This window comes from Rhizosphaericola mali (assembly GCF_004337365.2).
In the GTDB taxonomy this organism is placed as follows: Bacteria; Bacteroidota; Bacteroidia; order Chitinophagales; family Chitinophagaceae; genus Rhizosphaericola; species Rhizosphaericola mali.
The window spans coordinates 1,198,134-1,219,696 of sequence record NZ_CP044016.1 but is presented as its reverse complement, the minus strand read 5'-3'; the positions used below and the strand labels follow the sequence as shown (position 1 = coordinate 1,219,696).

Here is a 21,563-nt window from a genome sequence, read left to right as displayed (position 1 = left end):
GATAAACCTTATCAATACTATTTTGGATAACAAATTATTTTCAATAGATTGTTTCTTGTTTCAAAATATATTGAAGTAGGGGGCCTATATTATCAGAAATGAAACCACTATACTTATATCTTGCCTTAATGAACGCTTTGATATTTCGTTTAATACTATTTTCATTTAAATAAAATAGATTACTCCTCGCTAATATTAACGTGTCTGCATTGTTTACTAAAATCATTTTTTTTACGCTTCCCAATCTTTTAGTGTAGGCAGAAATATCTTCAAGCCCAACATCACTAACATCATAAATTTTTATCGTTTTACTACTAACGATTAATCTCCAATAGTCCTCATTATGATAATTTATATATAAAGTTGAATTATTTAAGTTATATGGAGTTGATATATCATAGAATCTTACTGAATCTACACATAGAATCTTTAGTTTTCTAAAAATTGTAGAATCCTTTAGGTCGCCTAATGACAAACTGTTCCATGGTTTTGTAACAACCTCTACGATTGGTTTTATAGTACTTCCCTTAAAATATCTACTACATGGTTGTAGCCATACTAATCCTTTAATTAACAATCCATTACTCAAATATATACACCCAGGAGATGTAGGATAATTTCGTGACATACTTTTAAGAGGTCCTACCTTCTTACCTATATCATTGACTCCTATAATCGCATTTGGTAACATTTTAGGTTCTGGCCAATTAACCGTTACTGGCTTTAGTTCTCCACAACTTAAAAAAATAAATAATACCAAATATATACTTGCGCCTTTATTATTTCCTATCCTAAGCATAAAATCTATAAATTAGCAGTTATCATAAAGGTTTCAATGTTAGATCAATCTATTTAGAATCATTATTTTCTTGTTTCAAAATATTATTAAGAAGCTCACCTACATTATCGGAGGCAAAATCATGATTTTTATATCTTCGTTTAATGAATGCTTTAAGTTTCCTTTTGGCCATATTCTCATTTAAATTAATTATACTATGAGTTATGTAAATAGTATCAGATCCATCCACTAAAATTATTTTTCTAACATCATTTAATCTATTATAGTAGTTAGAAATATCGCCAAGCCCAATATTGCTTACATCAAAAATTTTGGAATGATTATTATTCGCAATCAATCGCCAGTAATCTTCATTTTTTACATTTATATATAGAGTATTAATGTCAAAGCTATAAGGAGTCGGTATACCGAACAATTTTACAGAATCAATTTGGCTTATATTGAGCTTTCTAAAAATTAAAGAATCTTTTAATTCAGTAACAGATACATCTTTCCAAGGTTTTGATACAAATTCAACCACTGGAGAATATTTGATTCCTCTTAAAGTAATTTCAGACGGTTGAATAAAAATTAAACCATTCAATATAATTCCTGTTCGAAGGTATATTATACCTTTGGAGATTGGATAATTTCTTGACATACTTAGAGGGTATGGCACTTTATTTCCAATATTATCTACTTCTAGTAAGGAATTGGGTAAAGCTATTGGATCTGGCCAATTAACAGTAATGGGCTCAAAAAGATTACATGAACCTATTACTAAAAACGAAAAATATAAAGTTATTTTTCTAAATTGTTTAATATTCAATTTTAATCTATTTTTTATCTGGCACATTGTTATCATAATTATCAACCATAAATCCATATCCTGCTCCATAAAAAATAATATTTAAAAAATATGGTGTGTAGCCAAAATTGGAGAAAAATGGTAGACTTGAATTTAAGTGTTCTCTCTTTTGATTATGTAAAAAAGTATGTCTGTAATAGTATTAAAATGCATGTCTATTTTTTCATTATATCGTTTAGTAATAAACTCTTCTATTTTCTTTTTAAGATTTTGTTTATTAAAGACACTTTTAATAAGAATAGTGGAATCCCCATCAAAATTAATCCTTATAATAGAGGACGAAAAATATCCTATTCCATAAGCTGAATTGTCATATATCTTTATATTTCCTTTAGAAATTAGCAGCCTCCAAAAAGAATTAGTAGCTGAATCTTTCACAAAACAGGTTGAATCGCCGAGGCTGTCTGGTAATGGAATCGCCATTGTAACAGAATCCACCTCTTTTGGCTGTTTAATTACCAAATATTGCCGAATATTATCAGGGGTAATATCGTTCCAATCTTTAAATACAATCTGAACTTTTGGATGACTAGATCCTCGTCCAAGCCTATAGTAATTCGGTTGAATCCAAATTAATCCATTTAACGTTATCATTTTTTTCAAATAGATTGTACCTTTCGCTACTGGAAATTGGATATATTCTGGTATAAGATGTTTTGCAAATTTTCTTTCTTTGCCAACCTTGTCTCTTTCACTAATACTATATGGCAAGTCATCAGGCCATTTTTGGATTATCTTCTCATATTTACAACTTATAAAAAGACAAATTAATACTACTATTTTATATTGATTTAATCTCATGATCATAAAATCAGATACCTACCGCATTCAATTTCTAAACAAATTACCTCTTTATATAACAATCGAACATTTTACCCACCTTTAATAGTACAAGATTTTAAGTAAGGAAATTCAAGTCACTATCAATGGTTATGTTCTTGCAACGCCTCCTTCTATCGAATTAGTGTTTTTGTATATTTAAAGAGTTGGCATTCATAACTATAAACTTGAGCATATTTGTAATTGAAGAAAAATCCAATTCGTTTTTGGAAGGAATTTGGTAATTAAGGAAAGAATGTCTTCTTTTTCTATTGTACCAAATCTCAATAAAGTCAAAGATAGCAGATTCTGCCTCTTTTTTTGTTCTGAAATTTTCATGATACACCAATTCTGCTTTTAATGTTTTGAAAAAGCTTTCAGAGGGTGCATTATCCCAACACCGCGAAGCAGCACCGAAGGTAATTTCCCTTTCGCCTCATGCTTTGTGTACTGTGTAATCCTTTTTTGATTAATTCTAATTTGATCCGTGGGCTGCCATATCTTTTATGACTTTTCTTATATTCATCAACGACTTGTTGGTCTAGTGATAGAAGCCTTTTATCTGGGCATTTTCTCCATCTGTAATAAGCACTAGTGCTCATAGGTAATACCTTAAACATCATCATAGCCGAATAATACTTTTCGTTAGATTTTATAAATTCTTAGTATTTCCTTCATTTCTGAAGAAATGCCCAGTGCTTTTTTAGTATTTCACTTTCCAATTTTATTTCCCTAAGTTCTTTTTCTAAACGACGTATCTTTAACTGTCCTTCACTTAATTTAGGATTGTCCGCCAATAGATAACCTGCGTTATACAAAGGATTATTGCGCCATTTACTTAGCAAGTCCGCTCGAATGTCCAATTCTTCTACTACTGATTTTTTCTTAAATTCTTCTGTAAATAATCTTGCTTTCATTGAATACAAATTTAATTTGATAATCTTTAAATCTGTCTACAGCTTTTGGGGTTAAGTTCAAATCTCAATAATATAGAGTTAAGGGACATATATTTTCTTCTTTCCTATGATCATATTATTACAATTTCGATAAATAATGGAATAATAATGGTTTGGTACTAAGAAAAAATGAGCAAAATCATTTTTATCAATTGTATATACCATATCTGCAGGAGCAATGTAATTAATTGCATAATTATTTTCTATTTCGTCTGCATAATAAGCTTGAATCATTACACTTTTTTTTTTGCATACACTTTAGCGCAATATGTTTTCTTAACCCACCACAAGTGAGCCAATAGGGTCTATTGTATAAGTTTTTATAGTAGGGAAATATGTAAAAATAATCCATAAAGGTAAATCCCATTCTAGTTTTCATTTTGTCTGGCTCATATATTCCACCTTTGTCTATTAGACCTTTTGTATGAATAACAATATCTGTATTAACTTCATTTACTAATCCTCTGAAAAGATCAATAGTTAAAGGATTTATTTTAAATTGCGTTTTTAAAATTGAACCCATTAAATCCGGCTTCATAGGAATGTCCTCTGCCATATGTGACATGCCGGAAAAGACAAGTAATTTTTCATTAGTTTTCAATTTTTGAATTTCTTTGAAGAGATTTAAAGCCTGTAAAGAATCCCTTGCCCCTTCAGTTAACGAAGAATAGTCATCATAAGCTACAAATTGAAAACCGAGCCTTTTCGCTTCTCTAAAGATTTCTGCCATTATTGGTTCTTGGAAATAATATCCTAATTTGAACCCGGGCACATTTTCTGATAAGTCACTAAAAGCTTCCATCGCTAAATGTGTAAAACCGCATTCTTTGAATAATCTTAATTTACTCAAGAATAATGCTCTTGTTTCCATTCTATAATGACAATCATTTAGAATTATAACCTTTTCCTCTTTATTTTTCAAAACTAAAGTATCTAAGGAAATTAAATTTGATTGGAGGACAGTATCTTCAAATATGGGATGTAGATTTTTTTCTGTTTCTAAATATTTCTTTTTGTTGAAGGCCTCAATTTCATTAAACATTCCCAAAATGCTAAAATTCTGTATATCATTATAATCCAACTTATCATGCATCATTTCTTTCTCATAACAATACTTTAATAATTTTGTATAATTAATGGTGGAATCATTAGTTATTTGTAAAAAATCATTTTTACCTTTCAAATCGTGGGATACATTTTTTTGCTGAAAATTAGTCCGTAAATCAATTACTTGACCATTTGCTATACTTATAAACATAATAAGCGTATAAAATAAAATTTTAAACTTCATATTCATTGGTATATGGGTCATAATTACATGTTAACGGCTTTTGAAATGGATTGTTAATATTGGCTCTTCTAATATTTCCATATACTATTTTGGACTTAACCCCAAAAGCTGGAGACATTTATTTGTCTAAGAAAAGAAATGTTACGCATATTGTTTTAAATAATCCATTTCTTTTTCACAAGGAGTTTGGTAATTAAGGAAAGTATGTTTTCTTTTTCTATTGTACCAAATCTCAATAAAGTCAAAGATAGCAGATTCTGCCTCTTTTTTTGTTCTGAAGTTTTCATGATACATCAATTCTGCTTTTAATGTTTTGAAAAAGCTTTCAGAGGGTGCATTATCCCAACACCGCGAAGCAGCACCTTCAATAGTTAATGCCATATTGTTGAAAGAAAATACACAATTCCTCCAGCTTCCTCCACTTTTTAATATTCCTACTGAAGAAGGTAAAACGCCTATTGTATTGGATGCAAATGACTTGAAAAGTCCAGATGCACCAAAAATTGTATTTGTAATAGTTGCCATAACCAACATTTTTTTGTGGCTAAAACAGAAAAAAATTACTATTTTTATAACTGTCTTAACTTTGTGAAACGTAATGTGGATAAGCATTTCGGCTTTTCAGAGGTTAGCACAAGCTAGACAAAATGTTGCTAACCGATTTGCTCACCTTGGAGGTGATAATTATTCAAATATTTAAGCTAGCTAGGCTATCGACATTTAACAAGAAAGCCGTGTAATCTATTGATTTACACGGCTTTCTTAATTTTATTGAAACCAGTCTAATTTAATTTTACTGCTTTCTGTGATCCCGCTGGGACTTATTTATCGTAAATAGAGTTTAATACACTTTAATAGATATTAATACAATTAATTATTTACCAAATAGTTACAATATTTTTTGTTTAAATGGATTATCTTTATTGTAAGTAAATATTCAAAAAACTGTAAGTAATTGTAAGTAAAAAATTATCGCCATGGAACCTCGTTTTTATCTAAGTAACAAACTCAACAAACAAGGACGATCAACAGTAATGCTCTATTTGTATTGTCATGGTAAAAGAATTACCATAAGTACCGGCAAGGTCATAAAACCAACAAATTGGAATGAGAATGCACAACGAGCGAGGGGGACCTCTGCGGAAACTATGGAGTTTAATAATTATCTACAATCCTTTGGTGCAAGTGCAGTTTCCAAATTAACAGAACTGATACAGAATCAGGAACAAGATATACTTGTAAAATTCAAGCAGCAAATAAAGCAAATTGAGATAAATAACGCTGAAAAAGTCCGAATCGATTTGTCTGAAGGTGGTAGTCTTGTACAATTCATGGAAAAATTAATTCCGACACTCAACCGCACATCTGGTACATTAGCACAATACCTTACAACCCTCAAAAATCTGAAATCCTTTCAAAAGAACAGTTATAAAAGACCTGTACATTTTGAAAGTATTGATATGGATTTTTATAATGCCTATGTTTCTTATTGTCAAATAGAAAAAGAGTATTCTGTTAATACAATAGGTAAAGAAGTAAAACATATCAAATTTTTTATGGCAGAGGCGGAAGAAAGAGAACTGCACTCAAATTTCAAGTTCAAAAGCAAGCGGTTCAAAAAAACTACAGAGGAAAGCTTCTCTGTTTATCTGTCAGAGGATCAGATAAAAACCTTGAGTGTTCTCAATTTAGAAAATAATCCAAATGATGAAGTCATTCGAGATCTGTTTGTTGCATCCTGTTGGCTTGGTTTGAGAGTCGGCAACTTGTTGGAAATAACTAAGAGCCATATTCATGGTAATATAATTTCCATCAGAAGTGAAAAGACCTCTGAATTTATCGATATTCCACTACATCCGATAGTAAAGAAAACTATTATCAAATATGGAGGTTTGTTACCCAATGCCCTCACCGAATGGCAAGTTAATCGAAGGATTAAGGATATCGTAAAGATGGCAGGTTTTACCGATAATGTTGCTTACTCAATCACTAAAGGAGGACGAAAAGTTTCCATGACTGAACCTTTTTATAGTCTTGTTACAACACATACAGCTAGAAGGAGTTTTGCAACAAATATGTATAAAAGAGGTATCAATATACAAACTATAATGGCCATCACAGGTCACAACTCTGAAAGAACCTTTATGTCTTATGTCAAATCCAAAAGAATTAATGCTGTAAAAGAAATGGAGGATATTTTTCGAAAGTAAATTATATATAAAATTTTAGACATATTCTTGGATTAAGAACGGTAATGCTTATCTGTATTTTAAAGGGATCTTGGTTGGTGAATACATTTATTTTATTTAGAGAAATAGTTTAATTGAAATTCAAAACTACAACCCCATCCATTTTTTCAATTCAGGGACTTTGGCTTTGCTGACAATGATTTTTTCAGTGGTGGGTATAGTAAGATTAACAACCATTCGACCATTGAAATAATAATCTAAATCCTGCACAAATGTTTTGTTGATTAAAAATTGGCGATTGGCACGGAAGAAATCTTTGGGATCCAACAAATTCGCCAACTCTTCTAGCGTGTTGTCTAACACATATTTTTTATCCTTTGAAACGTAGGCAATACTGACTTCATTCACTGTTGTAATGTAGGCAATACTTTTAACAGACAATGGAAGCAATTTATTTCTAAAAGACACCAAAAATGCCTGTTTATATGACTGTAGTGACTTTCTTAAAAAATCAATATCAATTAGTTGATTGGACACTTCAGGTTTTGTATTCTGAAATAATTGTTTGTATTTACTAACAGCTTTTAGCAGTTCCTCTTTGTCAAAAGGCTTTAGTATATAGTCGATGCCCGTCGTTTTAAATGCAGACAACGTGTATTCCTCATAAGCCGTGACAAAAATAACAGGTACTGTAATATTTGCTTTTGAAAAAATCTCCAGGGACAATCCATCAGAAAGACGGATGTCCATAAATACCAAATCCAACGGATTATCATTCGTATTAAACCAATCAATAGCAGCCGTCACACTATCCAACACACTATAAAAATGCATAGATTCTATTTGAGCCAGCATGGATTGTAGTAACCTAGCAGTAGCGGGTTCGTCTTCTATAATTAAAACGTGCATCATCTCTAAACTAAAGGTAATTTTATAGTGAAATAGTTGCCATCATTTGAAACCTCAATTTCCTTTTTAAACAATAGTTGGTAGCGTTCCGCCAGATTGGAAAGTCCTGTGCCTGTGCCCGATTCAGGGAAAGGTTTCTTTTGCATATTATTTTTTACAATTAGACAGTTTCCTTCATCAAAAATATCCACCAATAAAGGATTATTTGCCGTGGCAATATTATGCTTTACTGCGTTTTCTATCAATGGCTGAAGGCTTATATGTGGCAAATGAGCTTTATATAGTTGTGTTTTGTCTATATGAATTTTGTATTGAAAACCATCTTCTAAACGCATTTGCAAAATACCACAATAGTTTTCCACGGCTTTTAATTCTTCTTCCAAATTGGATATATTCTCATTTTTATTTTCTAATGAATAACGAAAATATTGGGATAACTGTACTACATATTTTTGTGCTTTTTCAGGATTTTCATAAATAACACCAGACAAACTACTAAATGCATTGAAAAGAAAGTGAGGGCTAAGCTGAGATTTCAATAAGGACAAATCTTTCTGTGTATTGACGAGGCGCAACGCTTGGATTTCCTTTTCTTTTTCCTGTGTTTGATAATTAATCGCCATAATCCTTAATGCGATGATACTTAACAATAGTAAAGCTGTAAATCTCAATACATATCCATTCATCGGAAACATCTTACTATGTATAAATAGCCTACTAATAATTGCCCCAATAAAAACAAAGAGCAACCACAATCCAACATTCACAACTACGATGCGTAATGTCTCTTTTCTAGCTTTGTTACTATAAAAAACAAACAATTTTTTATCACTCAGATAAAACACAATTAGCACGTACAAAAAACTAAGTAAAATGCTGCAGAACCATTCTGCCCAGTCAAAGGGAAGCATTCTGCTCTCCGTAAAATGCTGGTTATTGACCAGAAGTCTAGGTAGATTGACGATTGCCGTCAACAAAATGGCATAGTAAAAAACTATTTTTTTATTCAATATACGAAACATATTACCTAAAATGGATTATTCAAATCCAGTGATTAAAAAATTACCAATACATAGTTGTGCATTCTCTTTCATATTGGGATCTGTGCTGATGAAAAAATGTCTGTTACCTATCAGTTGGAAAAAATCTTCTTTATCAAATAATTTCTTTCCATCCCAAAATACTTTTATGTTTTTGCCTTCCACTAATAAAGATAAGTGTATTTTGGAATTGGTATAATTGTCAAATTTAAATGGAATACGTCCATTGCTCTCTGTCTGTTTATTGACTAATAGTGCTTGGTTGGAAGATGTTGCAAATTCTACAAAACCGTTCACATTACTGCTAACCGCATATTGATAAGATTGTGCACTATTGTCGGGAGTAAAACCCATATCCAGATTTTTTATAAATCCAATATCCGTTGTATTGCAATACAGATCAAACTCCAATGCAAATTTGTTGGGCAAATTAAACACACTGTCTAACCTATAAGATGCAGAAGGTTCCAACAAGAACCATTTGTTTTCTTGATTAGGTAAAACTATTACCGAGCCTCCAATATTAGATTTCCAATGTTTTGGCATAGATCCTACTTTGTCATTGGAAAAATCATCTTTAAATAAAATACGGTTCCCAGATACCGAAAATACCTCTGTAGCATTAGGATTTGACAAAATCGAATCCTTCGCCACTGTGGCATGTTTTGTTGGATTAATATTTGTCAATTTATTCTGTATTTTCTCTTTGATATTATTGAGGAACTGTGCGTGACTATTTGTACCAAAAAGAATGGCAGATAACAAAATCAGTCTGCAAATATTTTTTTTCATTTCTGTTATTTTAAAACATACTAACCGCTTTTTCGAAATACAGTTAGTATGTTATTTAGGATGTATAACTATGGATTTTGTCTATTGGCTCGATTTTGTTGGGCTGTGGTTCTTCTACTTTGGGAATTGGATTGTATGGCATCTTTTTTTACCGCTCCATTGGTTTGCAAGGTTGCTTTTCTGTTGGCAGAGTTTTGCTGGTACAATGCCTTTCCGTCACCATTGGCAATAGCACTATCAGCATAAGCATCTTTACGTGTAGTACTATTAGATTGATAGGTGCTCACTTGATTTTTGTGCACGGTAGAATCGGTTGTTTTGCGGGTAGCAACATTACCTTGTCTACGTGCTGCACGGTTTGCTTGATTGGTGCTGTTCAATGTCTGAGCAGAAACAATTTGAGATTGAAGGCAAAAAGCAATGATTGCCACACTTGCAAAAAGGATTATCTTTTTCATATTCATTATTTTTTTAGGTTATTTAGAATCTTTAAGCGATTTCATTTGTTTACGTTTATCTTCTTTGTTTTTGAGATATAGTTTGTATTGGTCGTCAGACAAGATTTGTTTCATTTTTGCGTCTCTGTTTTCATCCAAGGATTTCAAGGATTTGAATTTTGAAAGTCGGCTTCCCTCGTCTGTTCTTAATTTCTGCATAGCAGTCAGAAAATCTTGATTGGCCTGCAACACTTGATTATATTGATCTTTGGAAAATTGTACTTTTGAGTTCAAGTTGTCTGTCATCACTTTAGCGGTGGAATCTGTTTGCGCATGGAGCACTGCTGATGTGGTTAAGAACAGAACACCTAAAACCAATATGCGAATTTTATGCATGATTCTTATAGTTTAATATTTAATTACTGAATGAAGTCCTTAATGGAATATTTCCAATTTGCTCTTTATAGTAGGCAATCAAAGCTTTCTTTTCGGTTTCCCATTTTGCCCATTGATCTTTTGTCAGAATAGTCTTTACTTGGCTCTGATATTTGTTACGAATACCTTTAAGCATTCTCCATTTGGAATATCTACTTTTATCTGAGTGTACAATTGGCTGGATTTCTGTCAAGCCATCCGTAATGATTTGATGCATTTGTTGCGTCTGTTTATCATTCAAACTAAGCATTATATGAATGCTATCAGTCAACCTATTGCTTTTTGTAGGAATATTCAATTTCCTAAATTCAGAGATGCTTTGTGCTTCTGATTTTGTAAATATTGCCATCAGTAGGAAGGCAAACATTAAGATTTTAATTTTCATAATGATTCATTTAAAAAGTGATGGAATAGGAATTGCCATTGTCTAATACAAGAGTAGCTTGACCATTTCCGTTAAATGTTAGCGTAGCACCACGAGTAGAAGATGAACCTCCCGATGTGCTTCCAACAAAGGAAACGCTTGCGACTCCAGACAAAATTGTATTAGTTGTTTTATCAACCGTTAAGGATGTAATCGTAAATTGTATGTCAGAGGTAATAGCCCTTTGAAGATTGACATTGGACTGTTGCGTACCTTTTCTTTCATAAGAACCATTGAAAATATAACTGGAATAAGTCGGTTGCAACTGAGTTACGATCAAAGAACCATTGGCACTATCGGATGATGACATTTTAGTAGAAGAATAACTGTTGGCGCCGATATAAGTTAAAGTCAAAGTAGATGGTATGTAGTTGGTACATTTAATAGTTCTAGACAATGCCAAACTATAATTATAACTCACATTTGTTCTTGTGCCAGAGGTTGCAATAGTAGTGTCTTTGCTTTCGCCACAGGAAATGCTAGCCTTACTGGGCACTACAATCACCCCCATCATAGAGACTTGATCTGTCAAGCCTCCACTGGTTGTGGCATCCGTAATGGCAGCTACGGTTTCTTCGTCTGTTATTGCAACGGAATTATCAGTTGCGTTATCACTTTTTTTGCAGGAGGATACAAGTAATGCGCTAGATAATGTTAGCGCGAGCCATTTTGTAGCATTGAATCTGAACTGTTGCATTGTTTTAAGTTTTAAAAATGATCGTTGAAATTTTCAAGACAAAATTGCAACAAGCCGCATTTTTAAACAATGCTCAGACCGGCGAAATGACTTTATTGAGGGGTGAATTACATCCTTTATGCTAAAAAATTCAAGATGATATCAGCAACTTTTTGAAGATTTTCTAACCATGGCAAATGCCCTGAATTCTCAATGGAATAAAAGGTTCCGTTGGGAATAACAGCCACAATTTTCCTCCCATTTTCCTGTGATAAAAAATTGTCGTTTGTTCCTAAAATCAACGCGGTTGGTTGATGTAATTTTTTCAATTCCGTCTCGACTATTGGAGGTATCATATTTTGCAATAAACTTGCGAAAGAAATCTTGTAATGTGGCAAATGATCGAAAGCAAAATAGGCGTTTCTAAGTTGGTTCGGCAATGTATTTACAAACTCCTTGCTATGCCCCATTATAGTGAGCACTCGTAAAGTACTTTTAGGTTTTTGAGGAAGCATTAATTTCATGACTATGTTGCTAAATATTGGTATTGCTAATAATCGAATAGGCAATGGTGGTTTACCACCCATTATATTGCCAGGATTTCCCAACAATACCAAACGTTTTACTCGACCTGATTTTTCCATTGCCAATAAAGTACTCCAATGTGCTCCCATGGAATGAGCAACGACATCCACATTTGTCAAATTTAATGCGTTCAATATGTAGTCCAATGATTCAAAGGCAAACTGCCTGATGTCTACTAAATTATGATCCATACCTTCACTCAAACCACCGCCAGGTCGATTGATGGCGAATATTTTTCTTCCCTTTAATGCCGCTATCAATGAAGTCTGTACAAAAACATCACCTGTATTTCCGGGTACAATAACGATTGGTTTCCCCTCGCCAAATTCTGAAATTCTAACTTTCAAATTAAGAGTTGGTAGCGTTACGAAATGATCTTTATTGATAATTCCATAAAAATCGAAAAGCTCTTTTTCTACAGCATATGCCTTTACAACTTTTGGATCTTTTTTATCAAGTTTTAAATTTTCATAATTCATATAAGTTTGTTTTTTGGTTGATTATTTTATCCCATTTCCACCCAATCCTTGAATGCTGTTACTTTTAGTCGACTGACGATTGGTTTTTCATTGGACTGAATGTGTAAATGCAAGAAAACCTTTCTGTTGAAAAAAGGCTCTATAGACAACACGTTGTTTCGATGGACAATCATTTGCCGGTTGATACGGAAATATAATTTGGGATCAATTGCGGATTCGATATAATCCATATTTTTATAAACAGGGAAGCGTTCACTTTTGAAAGTATATAAATAAACTGTTTCCATTTCCAAAGAAAAATGGGCAATTTGATCGTTGGGAATAACCACACTTTTTTCTCTTTGTTGTACCAGAAAGCTTTGTTGGTATTGTGTTTTTCCAGTTTGAGGGAGTTGGAACTGTAGTGCGTTTTTGCTGCGGATACCATCCACCATTTTTTTGTATTTGTGCAGCGAATGGATAATCGCAGCATCCTCAAAGGGTTTCAGGATGTAGTCGATACCGTTGTTCTGAATGGCTTTCAGGGTAAAATCATCATAAGCCGTGCAGAAAATCACCGGAACATAGATGTCTACATTTTTAAATATTTCAAAACTATAACCGTCCGTCAATTGGATGTCCATAAATATCACATCCATATTTTGCTGGTGCCGAGCAAGGTAAGACACCGCATCAACGATGGAATCCAGTATTTTCACCACGAGAAAATCAAGTTCTGTTTCCACTATTTCTTTGAGTAATGCTGCCGTCGGCTGCTCATCCTCTATGATTAATACATTCATCGCTGATTAGTTTTAGTTTTACTTCAAATTGCCTGTCCGTTTCCTCAAAATGAATGCCATCTGCAATTTTAAGCAGCATATAATTTTTTTGGATATTCTGAATGCCATAGCCTGATTTTTCCACCACCGAAATTTTGGGTAAGAGATTGTTGCGAATGATGATTTCATTATTTGCATCAGCCGTAATTTCAATATGCAAAGGCTCCGCAACACTGGTACGGTTGTGTTTGAAACAATTTTCAACGATAGTCTGTACACTCATTGTGGGTATGTGGTCATTCCAATAGGCATCGTTTATATTTTGGGAAAATTGTAGTCCTGTACCGCTTCTTTGTTGCATTAAAAATACATAGGCATTTACTACTTCCATTTCATCCCTTAACGTAACGGTGGCTTGCTCTTTCAATTTCAACATTTGCCGGTACAATTGTGAAAGATGGAGGATGAAAGGTTCGCTTTTGGGATCTTTTAGGTGTACCATTGAGCGAAGTGTATTAAGCGAATTGAATAGAAAATGTGGATCCACTCTTGTGCGCAATTCCTGTAACTGTAGTTTGTATATTTCTGTTATAGCCTGTTCTTTTTCCACCTTTAAACGACCGATATTATCACTTGCACGCAAACTGTACTGGATAATCAACTGTAAAGCCGCTGCAAACAATATCTTGATAATCAACTGATATCTAACCGTCTGTGGAATACGGAAAACCATTACCGCAAACAGTGCATACACGATCGCTACAATCGCCAGTGTTGCTGCAGTAACCCATAGCCATTTGTATTTTGAACGGAGTTTTGACGTCCAAAGCAATACGTACCAGAGAATATACAAAACCACACTCGACCATATCCATCGCAGCAAACTATCATACGAGGCAATAGGCCAGTCCGTATTATGGGAAAGAAAATTGATCCCAGGCAACAATACCGCAATGGCTATCGGCAAAAAATTATGGATTTTGTTCTGCTTCATTGGTAAAACTAATATGAATGTAAAAGTACTCCCTTTCTAAAACATAAAGGAATAGCCTATATTGAAATTAACGCCCTTGACTTGGGTCGTTTGTACTGCTTTGTTGTGATTGCTAAGATTAAATGTGAAAATTTTCCAGTCGTTGGCAGGGGCATTGTTGAAATAACTGATGTCCTGACGAAAATTATAGCCTATTCCAGCCGCGAACTGGTGATGTTTTTTAATGGTGTATTTCAATTGTGAAATGCCGCGCCAGCCTTTCGTTTGGATGAAGCCATTGTCATTATCTATTGCAGACAAACGGTAACTTTCTACTTTTGCATTGAGTTCGTTGCTCCAAGAAAAATGGTCGTTGATTTTGAACGTCAATATAGGATTGATGGGCAATAAACCGGCGAGTTTCCACCGGTCATTGATGTCATAATTAATAGCCACGAACGGATTGATCTGGTTACCGAAAAACTGACGGGCGTAGTTGATTCCCCAGCCTGTGGTAAGTCTTTCAGAATGTTTAACGGTGTATATACCACCCAGCATAAAACGGTAATCTTTGCCGCTAATGTCTTTGAAATCCGAATATATCCCTGCCTGTCCAAAGAAATGTAGCCATTTGTTGTCGGCAATTTTCCTGCGCCAGTAAATATTGGCGTCCACAAGTTGTAAACGATGGTCGAGCAAACTGCCAAGGCCACTTATCGTTTGGTTTTGATATTGAAGCCTGACGCCAACGGTTCTTTTGTCGGAATGTACAACCGGGATGTTCATAAAGGCAGAAAAAGCCTTATTGTTACCGTTACTTGTATCGTTTTTGAGTTTTCCCGTATTGTAATTCACTCCGAAAAAAGGTAATTCCTGCAGTTGTGCTTTTGCGGAAATTGAGAAGATCAAAAAGGAAATGAGTAGGGTAAATATATTTTTTAGATGCATTGTATTGCTTTATTTGTTTATGAAATAATTTTTCCATCCATCAACTCGATAATGCGGTCGCTTTTTTGCGCAAAATCATCATCGTGTGTAACGGCAATAATCGTTTGTCCGTTTTCGTGCGCTAATTGTTTAAAAATATCGAAAACAATCTGCGTGTTTTTACTGTCCAGATTACCCGTCGGTTCATCGCCCATAATGATCGTTGGTTCGTTGATCAAAGCACGAGCAATGGCAACACGCTGAGCCTGACCACCGGAAATATTGGAAGCTCTTTTATGTTCTTGACCTTTCAAATCCAGCATTTGCAATAGCACCAAGCTTCTGTTTTCTATTTCTTCCTTGGATTTTCTATTTAATTTTAATGCTGGTAGCATAACGTTGTCCAATAATGTAAACTCAGGCAGCAGATAGTGAAATTGGAACACAAAACCAATATGCTCGTTGCGGAATGCGGCCAATTCGTTCTGTCCTTTTCCAGTAACTGTTGTGCCGTTGATTTCAATTGTGCCTTCGTAATCCGTGTCCATCGTGGAGAGTAGATATAAAAGTGTGGATTTCCCCGAACCGGATTTCCCAATGATGGAAACAAATTCACCTTGGCTGACTTCAAAAGTCAAGTCTTTCAGCACTTCAAAAGGTTCCGGCGTGCGAAAATATTTGATGATATGGTTGGCTTTTAATGCGTTCATTTTTTATTGAGTGAGATGTGAAATGTTTGGCAATCTTTCTTAGCTTCTCATAATATCCACGGGATCAACCTTGGAGGCTTTAGCCGCAGGAAGGTAACCGGCAAAAAAAGTTACGATCAGTCCGAAAATGAAAGCCAGTACGTAATCTTTTGGTTCAAAATTGATGGGCAATGTATTCAGCGTGGCGATATGGAATGGTACATGGCTAATGACTATGGAAATCAAATATCCCAAACCAAGCCCGACAATGCCGCCGACAATACCGATTACCACGGATTGAGTCAGGAATATAACAACAATATCTTTACCACTATAGCCCATAGCTTTTAGTATGGCTATTTCCCTGATTTTTTCGTTGACGGTCATATTCATAATATTGTAAATGCCAAATCCGGCAACGATCAAAATGGTCAACGAAACCGCCACTGCCAGTATGTTCCGCAAAGTATTGGCAGAGTCCAATTGACTGTTGCCGTCCATCCAGGGTTCGATTTTATAGTTGGTAATGCCATTCATTTTTACCACGGCTTCCCGGGCTTTGTTATAGTCCTTGATATTGATCTGAATGTCCGTTACATAACTTTTGTTTTTGGAAAAAACCTGCCGCGCAGCATGTATGGAAATCATGGCTTTAGTGCGATCCGTACCTGTTGATCCCGTTTGGAACAAGCCACAAATCGTATAGTTTTTGTTCACACCATCAGCGGTCGTCAACTGGATATTGTCGCCCATTTTTACCCCTAAACTTTGCGCCAAACCCAAGCCCAATACAATGGCATCCGTTCTTTTTTCCAAGGTATAAATATTTCCCTCGGTCATGTATTGGGAAATGCCAAAAACCGCGTCTTCGTTGGGTACGTCAATGCCGGACAAGGACGCGCTGATTTTGGTAACGCCGTTTCGGATAAAGACATTCTGGTTGAGCTGTTCCGTTACATGCGCCACATCGGAGACGGATGAAATAGCTTTCACTATTGGATCCGCATTTTTGATACCGTCTGTATAACGGATGTTGTGCGCATTGCTGACTATTTGTATCGTACCGGTATTATTCGTTGTTGCAATAGGTGCCGGCGTGCTGTCCGAAAGATCATTATAGATGCGGATGTGTGCCATCGACGTGAAAGTGATGTCCGTCTGCGCATCATTAACGCCCGACATAAAGCTATTCATGAAAATGTACATCGATATGCCGAAAGTAACGCTCAACGTAGCGACCAGCAATTGACGGAAGCGGGAGGTGAGATGCACCCACGCTATTTTTAAATTGGTTTTCATCGTTAATTTTTAGGTGCGTTTAGCACATCGTTTTCTGACAATCCAGATAATATCTGTACCCAATGGTCATCTTTTGCACCAATACTTACCGTTTTTACGCTGCCATCTTTTAATTGAACAATATTGTTTTTTTGCAAATAAGCAGCCGGAATCACCAAGGCATTTCTGATCACACCGGTTTGGATATTTCCTTGTAATTGCGTGCCGGAAAACATTTTGGGCGGCAATTGGTCAAATTTTGCTTCTATCGTGTAAGATTGCTGGTCATTGTCAAATCCGGGATAAATTTTGGTAACAGTTGCCCAAAATACCTGATCTGTGTATGTATTGAGATGCACGGAAATTTTTTGTCCCAATGAAACCTTTACAATATCATCTTCCGAAATGTATAGTTTGATGATATAGCTTCCATTGCCGATTAACGCAATCGGATCACCGATTTTCAACACTTCGCCATTCTTACGATAGACGGCAATCACCACGCCTGCACCATCCGCCTGCGCCTTATAGTTGTCCAGAATAGCACGCTGGCTTTTGAGCTCGCTATTGCTGGTATTGGCATTCAGTTGCAAAGAGGTTTTAGTGTCGGTATATTTCTTTTGCAAGATATCCAAGTTATGGAGCGAATTGGTGTACTGCAATTTTGCGTTTTCATAATCCTGTTTGGATACGGAATTGGTGGCGATCAACTCACTGTAACGCTGGTAATTGGTTTTGTCCTGATTTAATTGCGAACTGGCTTGTAGTATTTGTTGCTCAATCTGTGCCAATTGTGCTGAATTACTCAAAGCATTTTGTTCTGCATTTTTGTAAACAAAAGTAGACTGTTGCACTTGGCTTTCCTGAGAATTGCTGTTGATATGGGCAATCATTTGCTTGGCGGAAACGCTATCACCTTCTTTGACTATTTGTCCGTAAAGAATGCCCGCAGCATTTGCAGCAATGGTATATTGGTTGTCAAATTCTAAAAAACCATTGGCAAATACAGATTGCTGGATGTCTTTGCGAAGCGGGGAAGTAGTCTGCACTTTCTTACAAGAGGCAGCACTCAACAGTAAAGCCAGCAAGATAACAGCCTTATGAGAAAATATTCTATTATTCATTGGATAATGGTTGATAGTTTAATTGTCGGATATATAGTTTATATGTGGAAAGTCGATAATCAGCCAGACTTTGCAAATAGTCGTTCTGTGCAGAAAGCAAATCTTTGTACTTCGTCAGTCGCACGTCCAGACTAATCAATCCGCTTTTGTATTGATTGGCATAATGAAAATCTGTTTTATCCTGTAAGTCTAAAATGACTTTGTTTTTTTGAAGTTTGTCAACGGACTGCCTATATTGAATGACTAAAATCTCATCCTGTTTGGCTTCCGTTATTTTTATATTTTCCAATTGCAGTTCTTGCTGCTGTACGGCAAACTGAGACTGTGCGATTTTCTGCTTAGTGGAAAAACCGTTAAATATGGGAACGTTTAGTTTCAACCCGACATATTGTTGTGGCAAATGACTGGCATTGCTGAAATCCACGAAACCCGTCATCGCCCAATTATAGTTGTACGCATAGTTGGCACTTAAAGACGGCAACCGCAATGCTTTGGACTCTTTCAGACTTGCATGAGCCAAATCAACCTGTGTCTGCTGCCACGCCACCTCTGGATGTGTCGCCCATAAAAAGGTAATATCCGTTTGAGGTGTATTGTTCCCGTTTGAATCTTCGAATGAAACAACTACTATCTCCGTCAGGTTGAGCTGCGTCTGCAATTGCCGGTAAAGCGTTTCGATATCCTGCTGCGTACTGGCAACGTCCCGTTCATTTTTCAGGTTTTGCATCGCCGCCTCATTAAAGTCGGCTTCACTTATGATTCCTTTACTATATTTCTCTTTGGCATTGGAGAGTATTTCTGTGGAAACAGCTTTGTTTTTCTTATAAATAAGCAAAGCATCTTTATCCATTAAAATAGAATAATACGTAGACGCCAATTGGTTATAAGTATTGAAACGGGCTCTTTGCGTATTGGATTGGTCTGCTTTTACCTGCAATGCGGCTGTCTTGCTGGCAAACTTTTTCTGAAAGTCTAAAAAGTTCCACTGCGCTTGCAATCCCGCTGAATACATATATTGCTTGCCAAATTTCATTTCCTTAAAACTACCGTCAGGAGCGGATGAATTAAAAAGCTGTTCGGGTACAAGTGTAGGCTGCAAAGTCAGATTGTCATTGAATCCTGAAGTGCCCGTGACATTGGGATACAGATAAGATTTAGATTCTTGTTGTTTAGAAACCGAAATATCTTGTTGCAAAACCGAACTTTTCAATACGATGGCATTGCTGTCCGCATAGCGAAGGAGTTCCGCAAGCGAATGAATCTGCACTTGCTGCGCATGGGCCGCAACGGATAAAAAAAAGCAAGGGATAAAAACTATTTTTTTCATCTGAATAGCATCTGATTAATGAGTCGGAAAACCTATTTTGTTCTTGTCCAGGTTTGACTTTTAGAAAAAAAGCCCATTTTGCCGGTAATGACCAATTGGTTATTGCCATTGATTTTCGCGGTGCAACTTGCCGTCTTGCCTTGTTTGATTACGTAAATCGTTCCGTTTTTGTAAGCATTGGAACCATTTATCTGTAAGCCACTAATCTGCGTTTTCCCGACCAGAGAACCGTCCTTGGCCTTTAGGATCACCGCATTGAAATGGTCGCCTTGTGCTACAAACTCAATAGTGCGGTCCTGCGCATCGTCTGTCCATTTGCCAATAATAGGATCTTTTGTGTTTTGGGAAAATCCTGCAATGCTCACTAACATCAACAGAAAAGAAAATAATACTTTGTACATAACGAATGTGTTTTGTTTGTACAAAGTTGTGCCGTTTAGAAAGGCTGAAAAAGACTTATTGAACTGTATTGAACATTTTGCCAGGTGAATTGAACATTGAGAACAAGCATAATGTGGAAGCTTGATTTAATTTTGCAGATAGCAAACGCAATGGATATGAATACAGAAGCAAACAAAAAAATAGTACTCCGCTTTAACAAAGAAGTGATAGAACAAGGAAATGTTGACAGTTTCCATGAATTGATGCATCCCGATTTTGTCAACCACTCCGCCCCCGAAGGATCACAGGGAGCAGCTGGAATGATTTATACATTTAATCAAATTTTGCGTCCTGCCATGCCGGACTTGAAGGTGACCGTCTTTCAACAAATTGCAGAGGGAGATCTGGTAACTACCCGAAAAACAATCAGCGGCACGATGACCGGAACTTTGCTGGTCATTCCACCCACGGGAAAGGAAATCCATATTTCCGTCATTGATATTGTTCGTATCAAAGATGGAAAATATTACGAACACTGGGGCATCAATACGTTGCCAACTGTACTGGACACACTAAAAAAACAGTAAGTTGTTTTCAAAAGAAAACACATAGTTCCCATAAGAACTATGTGTTGATGCAATAAATAAAATTTTCAGGCCTACTAGCGTCTGACGATTACAGTTCTGCTTGGACGTACATACACAGGGCGAACAGCCACTACCGGATGAACAACAACCCGAGGTCGTGGAGCAACCACTACCGCCGGAGCAGGCACTATAACCGCAGGTCTTACCGCAACAACAGGGGCAGGAGCTACAACAACTGGCGGTGTCTCAATTACCGTAGTGACAGGTTTAACCACTACAGGAGCAGGAGCAATCACTACCGGAGCAGGAGCCACCACTACCGGTGCCACGACAACTGGAGCTGGAACCCCAACTCGTACACTCAATGCCACTTGTGCTTGAGATTTTATGGATATTAGACTTATACAAAGTGCTAATAATCCGGAGATTTTCTTTATCATATTCCTTCGTTTTAGACAAAGTTGAAAACATTTAATGATGATAAATATTACAAATACCCTGAATTGAACAAATCTGAGGGTGGAATGACAGTTAAGAATGGAATTGTAAAACCCTCGCTAAAAAAGCTACATATTTGGAATGTCTAAACAGCATAATTATAGAAGCTTGAGTTTTATGCATCCAGCATCACCGTATTGCAATGGAATGGTAGTTACTGTGCTTTTCATAATCCGATGATGGAGTTTATTTTCGATACAACCTGCGCTGTCTTCAGGCAAATTTTTATGAGTATAAAAAAAACATAATCATCGTGCTTCATTCAATAGGAACCTTACTCATTATCGAAGACTGGGTTTTCAAGTTCTTTCTTAAATAAATAGGCAAATAAACTTAGCTT

Annotated in this window: 26 protein-coding genes; 2 read left to right on the top strand and 24 right to left on the bottom strand. The window is 35.6% G+C overall.

Annotated features, from left to right (window positions below):
- Nucleotides 1-40: 40 nt before the first annotated feature.
- From E0W69_RS05325 to E0W69_RS05295, 7 genes are all read right to left on the bottom strand, one after another.
- Entirely contained in the window at nt 41-799 is a 759-nt protein-coding gene (locus E0W69_RS05325; RefSeq protein WP_131328996.1) for a hypothetical protein, read from the bottom strand.
- 49 nt (nt 800-848) lie between these two features.
- Nucleotides 849-1,676: a hypothetical protein gene (locus E0W69_RS05320; RefSeq protein ID WP_131328995.1), complete on the bottom strand. Its 828-nt coding sequence runs from the start codon at nt 1,674-1,676 to the stop codon at nt 849-851.
- A 63-nt stretch (nt 1,677-1,739) separates the two neighbouring features.
- The gene (locus tag E0W69_RS05315) at nt 1,740-2,447 is read right to left on the bottom strand and encodes a hypothetical protein (RefSeq protein ID WP_131328994.1); all 708 of its coding nucleotides are present in this window, start codon (nt 2,445-2,447) and stop codon (nt 1,740-1,742) included.
- Nucleotides 2,448-2,607: 160 nt separating this feature from the next.
- On the bottom strand, nt 2,608-2,889 hold the full coding sequence (locus E0W69_RS20785; protein WP_131331902.1) for an IS3 family transposase: 282 nt from the start codon (nt 2,887-2,889) through the stop codon (nt 2,608-2,610).
- Nucleotides 2,890-3,139: 250 nt separating this feature from the next.
- A complete protein-coding gene (locus E0W69_RS05305; RefSeq protein ID WP_131328993.1) occupies nt 3,140-3,382 on the bottom strand; it encodes a hypothetical protein in 243 nt (80 codons plus the stop codon).
- A gap of 235 nt (nt 3,383-3,617) precedes the next feature.
- The gene (locus tag E0W69_RS05300) at nt 3,618-4,733 is read right to left on the bottom strand and encodes a hypothetical protein (RefSeq protein WP_131328992.1); all 1,116 of its coding nucleotides are present in this window, start codon (nt 4,731-4,733) and stop codon (nt 3,618-3,620) included.
- Nucleotides 4,734-4,853: 120 nt separating this feature from the next.
- Nucleotides 4,854-5,237, bottom strand: coding sequence for an IS3 family transposase (locus tag E0W69_RS05295; protein ID WP_191967975.1), 384 nt, complete (start codon nt 5,235-5,237; stop codon nt 4,854-4,856).
- Between the two features lie 452 nt (nt 5,238-5,689).
- On the opposite strand from E0W69_RS05295, the gene E0W69_RS05290 reads away from it, so the two are divergent.
- Nucleotides 5,690-6,922, top strand: a complete 1,233-nt coding sequence (locus E0W69_RS05290; protein ID WP_131328990.1) for a site-specific integrase — start codon at nt 5,690-5,692, stop codon at nt 6,920-6,922.
- Nucleotides 6,923-7,048: 126 nt separating this feature from the next.
- On the opposite strand, the gene E0W69_RS05285 is transcribed toward E0W69_RS05290, so the two are convergent.
- From E0W69_RS05285 to E0W69_RS05210, 16 genes are all read right to left on the bottom strand, one after another.
- A complete protein-coding gene (locus E0W69_RS05285; RefSeq protein WP_131328989.1) occupies nt 7,049-7,813 on the bottom strand; it encodes a LytR/AlgR family response regulator transcription factor in 765 nt (254 codons plus the stop codon).
- Nucleotides 7,814-7,815: 2 nt separating this feature from the next.
- Nucleotides 7,816-8,832 carry a sensor histidine kinase gene (locus E0W69_RS05280; RefSeq protein WP_131328988.1) on the bottom strand — a complete coding sequence of 339 codons (1,017 nt, stop codon included), beginning with the start codon at nt 8,830-8,832 and terminating at the stop codon, nt 7,816-7,818.
- A 15-nt stretch (nt 8,833-8,847) separates the two neighbouring features.
- Nucleotides 8,848-9,642, bottom strand: a complete 795-nt coding sequence (locus E0W69_RS05275) for a hypothetical protein (RefSeq protein ID WP_131328987.1) — start codon at nt 9,640-9,642, stop codon at nt 8,848-8,850.
- A 68-nt stretch (nt 9,643-9,710) separates the two neighbouring features.
- Entirely contained in the window at nt 9,711-10,100 is a 390-nt protein-coding gene (locus tag E0W69_RS05270; protein WP_131328986.1) for a hypothetical protein, read from the bottom strand.
- A gap of 18 nt (nt 10,101-10,118) precedes the next feature.
- Nucleotides 10,119-10,475, bottom strand: coding sequence for a hypothetical protein (locus tag E0W69_RS05265; RefSeq protein WP_131328985.1), 357 nt, complete (start codon nt 10,473-10,475; stop codon nt 10,119-10,121).
- Nucleotides 10,476-10,494: 19 nt separating this feature from the next.
- Complete coding sequence (locus E0W69_RS05260; RefSeq protein WP_131328984.1) at nt 10,495-10,899, bottom strand: hypothetical protein; 405 nt, start codon at nt 10,897-10,899, stop codon at nt 10,495-10,497.
- Between the two features lie 10 nt (nt 10,900-10,909).
- A complete protein-coding gene (locus E0W69_RS05255; RefSeq protein ID WP_131328983.1) occupies nt 10,910-11,635 on the bottom strand; it encodes a hypothetical protein in 726 nt (241 codons plus the stop codon).
- 116 nt (nt 11,636-11,751) lie between these two features.
- Nucleotides 11,752-12,678, bottom strand: a complete 927-nt coding sequence (locus tag E0W69_RS05250) for an alpha/beta fold hydrolase (protein ID WP_131328982.1) — start codon at nt 12,676-12,678, stop codon at nt 11,752-11,754.
- A gap of 26 nt (nt 12,679-12,704) precedes the next feature.
- On the bottom strand, nt 12,705-13,460 hold the full coding sequence (locus tag E0W69_RS05245) for a LytR/AlgR family response regulator transcription factor (RefSeq protein ID WP_131328981.1): 756 nt from the start codon (nt 13,458-13,460) through the stop codon (nt 12,705-12,707).
- Complete coding sequence (locus E0W69_RS05240; protein WP_131328980.1) at nt 13,435-14,433, bottom strand: sensor histidine kinase; 999 nt, start codon at nt 14,431-14,433, stop codon at nt 13,435-13,437. Before E0W69_RS05240 ends, E0W69_RS05245 begins: the two co-directional genes overlap by 26 nt.
- Before the next feature lie 36 nt (nt 14,434-14,469).
- The gene (locus E0W69_RS05235; RefSeq protein WP_131328979.1) at nt 14,470-15,360 is read right to left on the bottom strand and encodes a DUF6268 family outer membrane beta-barrel protein; all 891 of its coding nucleotides are present in this window, start codon (nt 15,358-15,360) and stop codon (nt 14,470-14,472) included.
- 17 nt (nt 15,361-15,377) lie between these two features.
- Nucleotides 15,378-16,049, bottom strand: a complete 672-nt coding sequence (locus tag E0W69_RS05230) for an ABC transporter ATP-binding protein (protein WP_131328978.1) — start codon at nt 16,047-16,049, stop codon at nt 15,378-15,380.
- A gap of 39 nt (nt 16,050-16,088) precedes the next feature.
- Complete coding sequence (locus E0W69_RS05225) at nt 16,089-17,327, bottom strand: ABC transporter permease (protein WP_131328977.1); 1,239 nt, start codon at nt 17,325-17,327, stop codon at nt 16,089-16,091.
- Between the two features lie 2 nt (nt 17,328-17,329).
- Entirely contained in the window at nt 17,330-18,430 is a 1,101-nt protein-coding gene (locus E0W69_RS05220) for an efflux RND transporter periplasmic adaptor subunit (protein WP_131328976.1), read from the bottom strand.
- The gene (locus tag E0W69_RS05215) at nt 18,423-19,757 is read right to left on the bottom strand and encodes a TolC family protein (RefSeq protein WP_131328975.1); all 1,335 of its coding nucleotides are present in this window, start codon (nt 19,755-19,757) and stop codon (nt 18,423-18,425) included. The genes E0W69_RS05220 and E0W69_RS05215 overlap by 8 nt, the downstream gene beginning before the upstream one ends.
- Before the next feature lie 32 nt (nt 19,758-19,789).
- On the bottom strand, nt 19,790-20,182 hold the full coding sequence (locus E0W69_RS05210; RefSeq protein ID WP_150136672.1) for a DUF2147 domain-containing protein: 393 nt from the start codon (nt 20,180-20,182) through the stop codon (nt 19,790-19,792).
- Between the two features lie 132 nt (nt 20,183-20,314).
- On the opposite strand from E0W69_RS05210, the gene E0W69_RS05205 reads away from it, so the two are divergent.
- Entirely contained in the window at nt 20,315-20,725 is a 411-nt protein-coding gene (locus tag E0W69_RS05205) for an ester cyclase (protein ID WP_191967974.1), read from the top strand.
- 74 nt (nt 20,726-20,799) lie between these two features.
- On the opposite strand, the gene E0W69_RS05200 is transcribed toward E0W69_RS05205, so the two are convergent.
- Entirely contained in the window at nt 20,800-21,165 is a 366-nt protein-coding gene (locus tag E0W69_RS05200; protein WP_131328973.1) for a hypothetical protein, read from the bottom strand.
- Between the last annotated feature and the right edge of the window lie 398 nt (nt 21,166-21,563).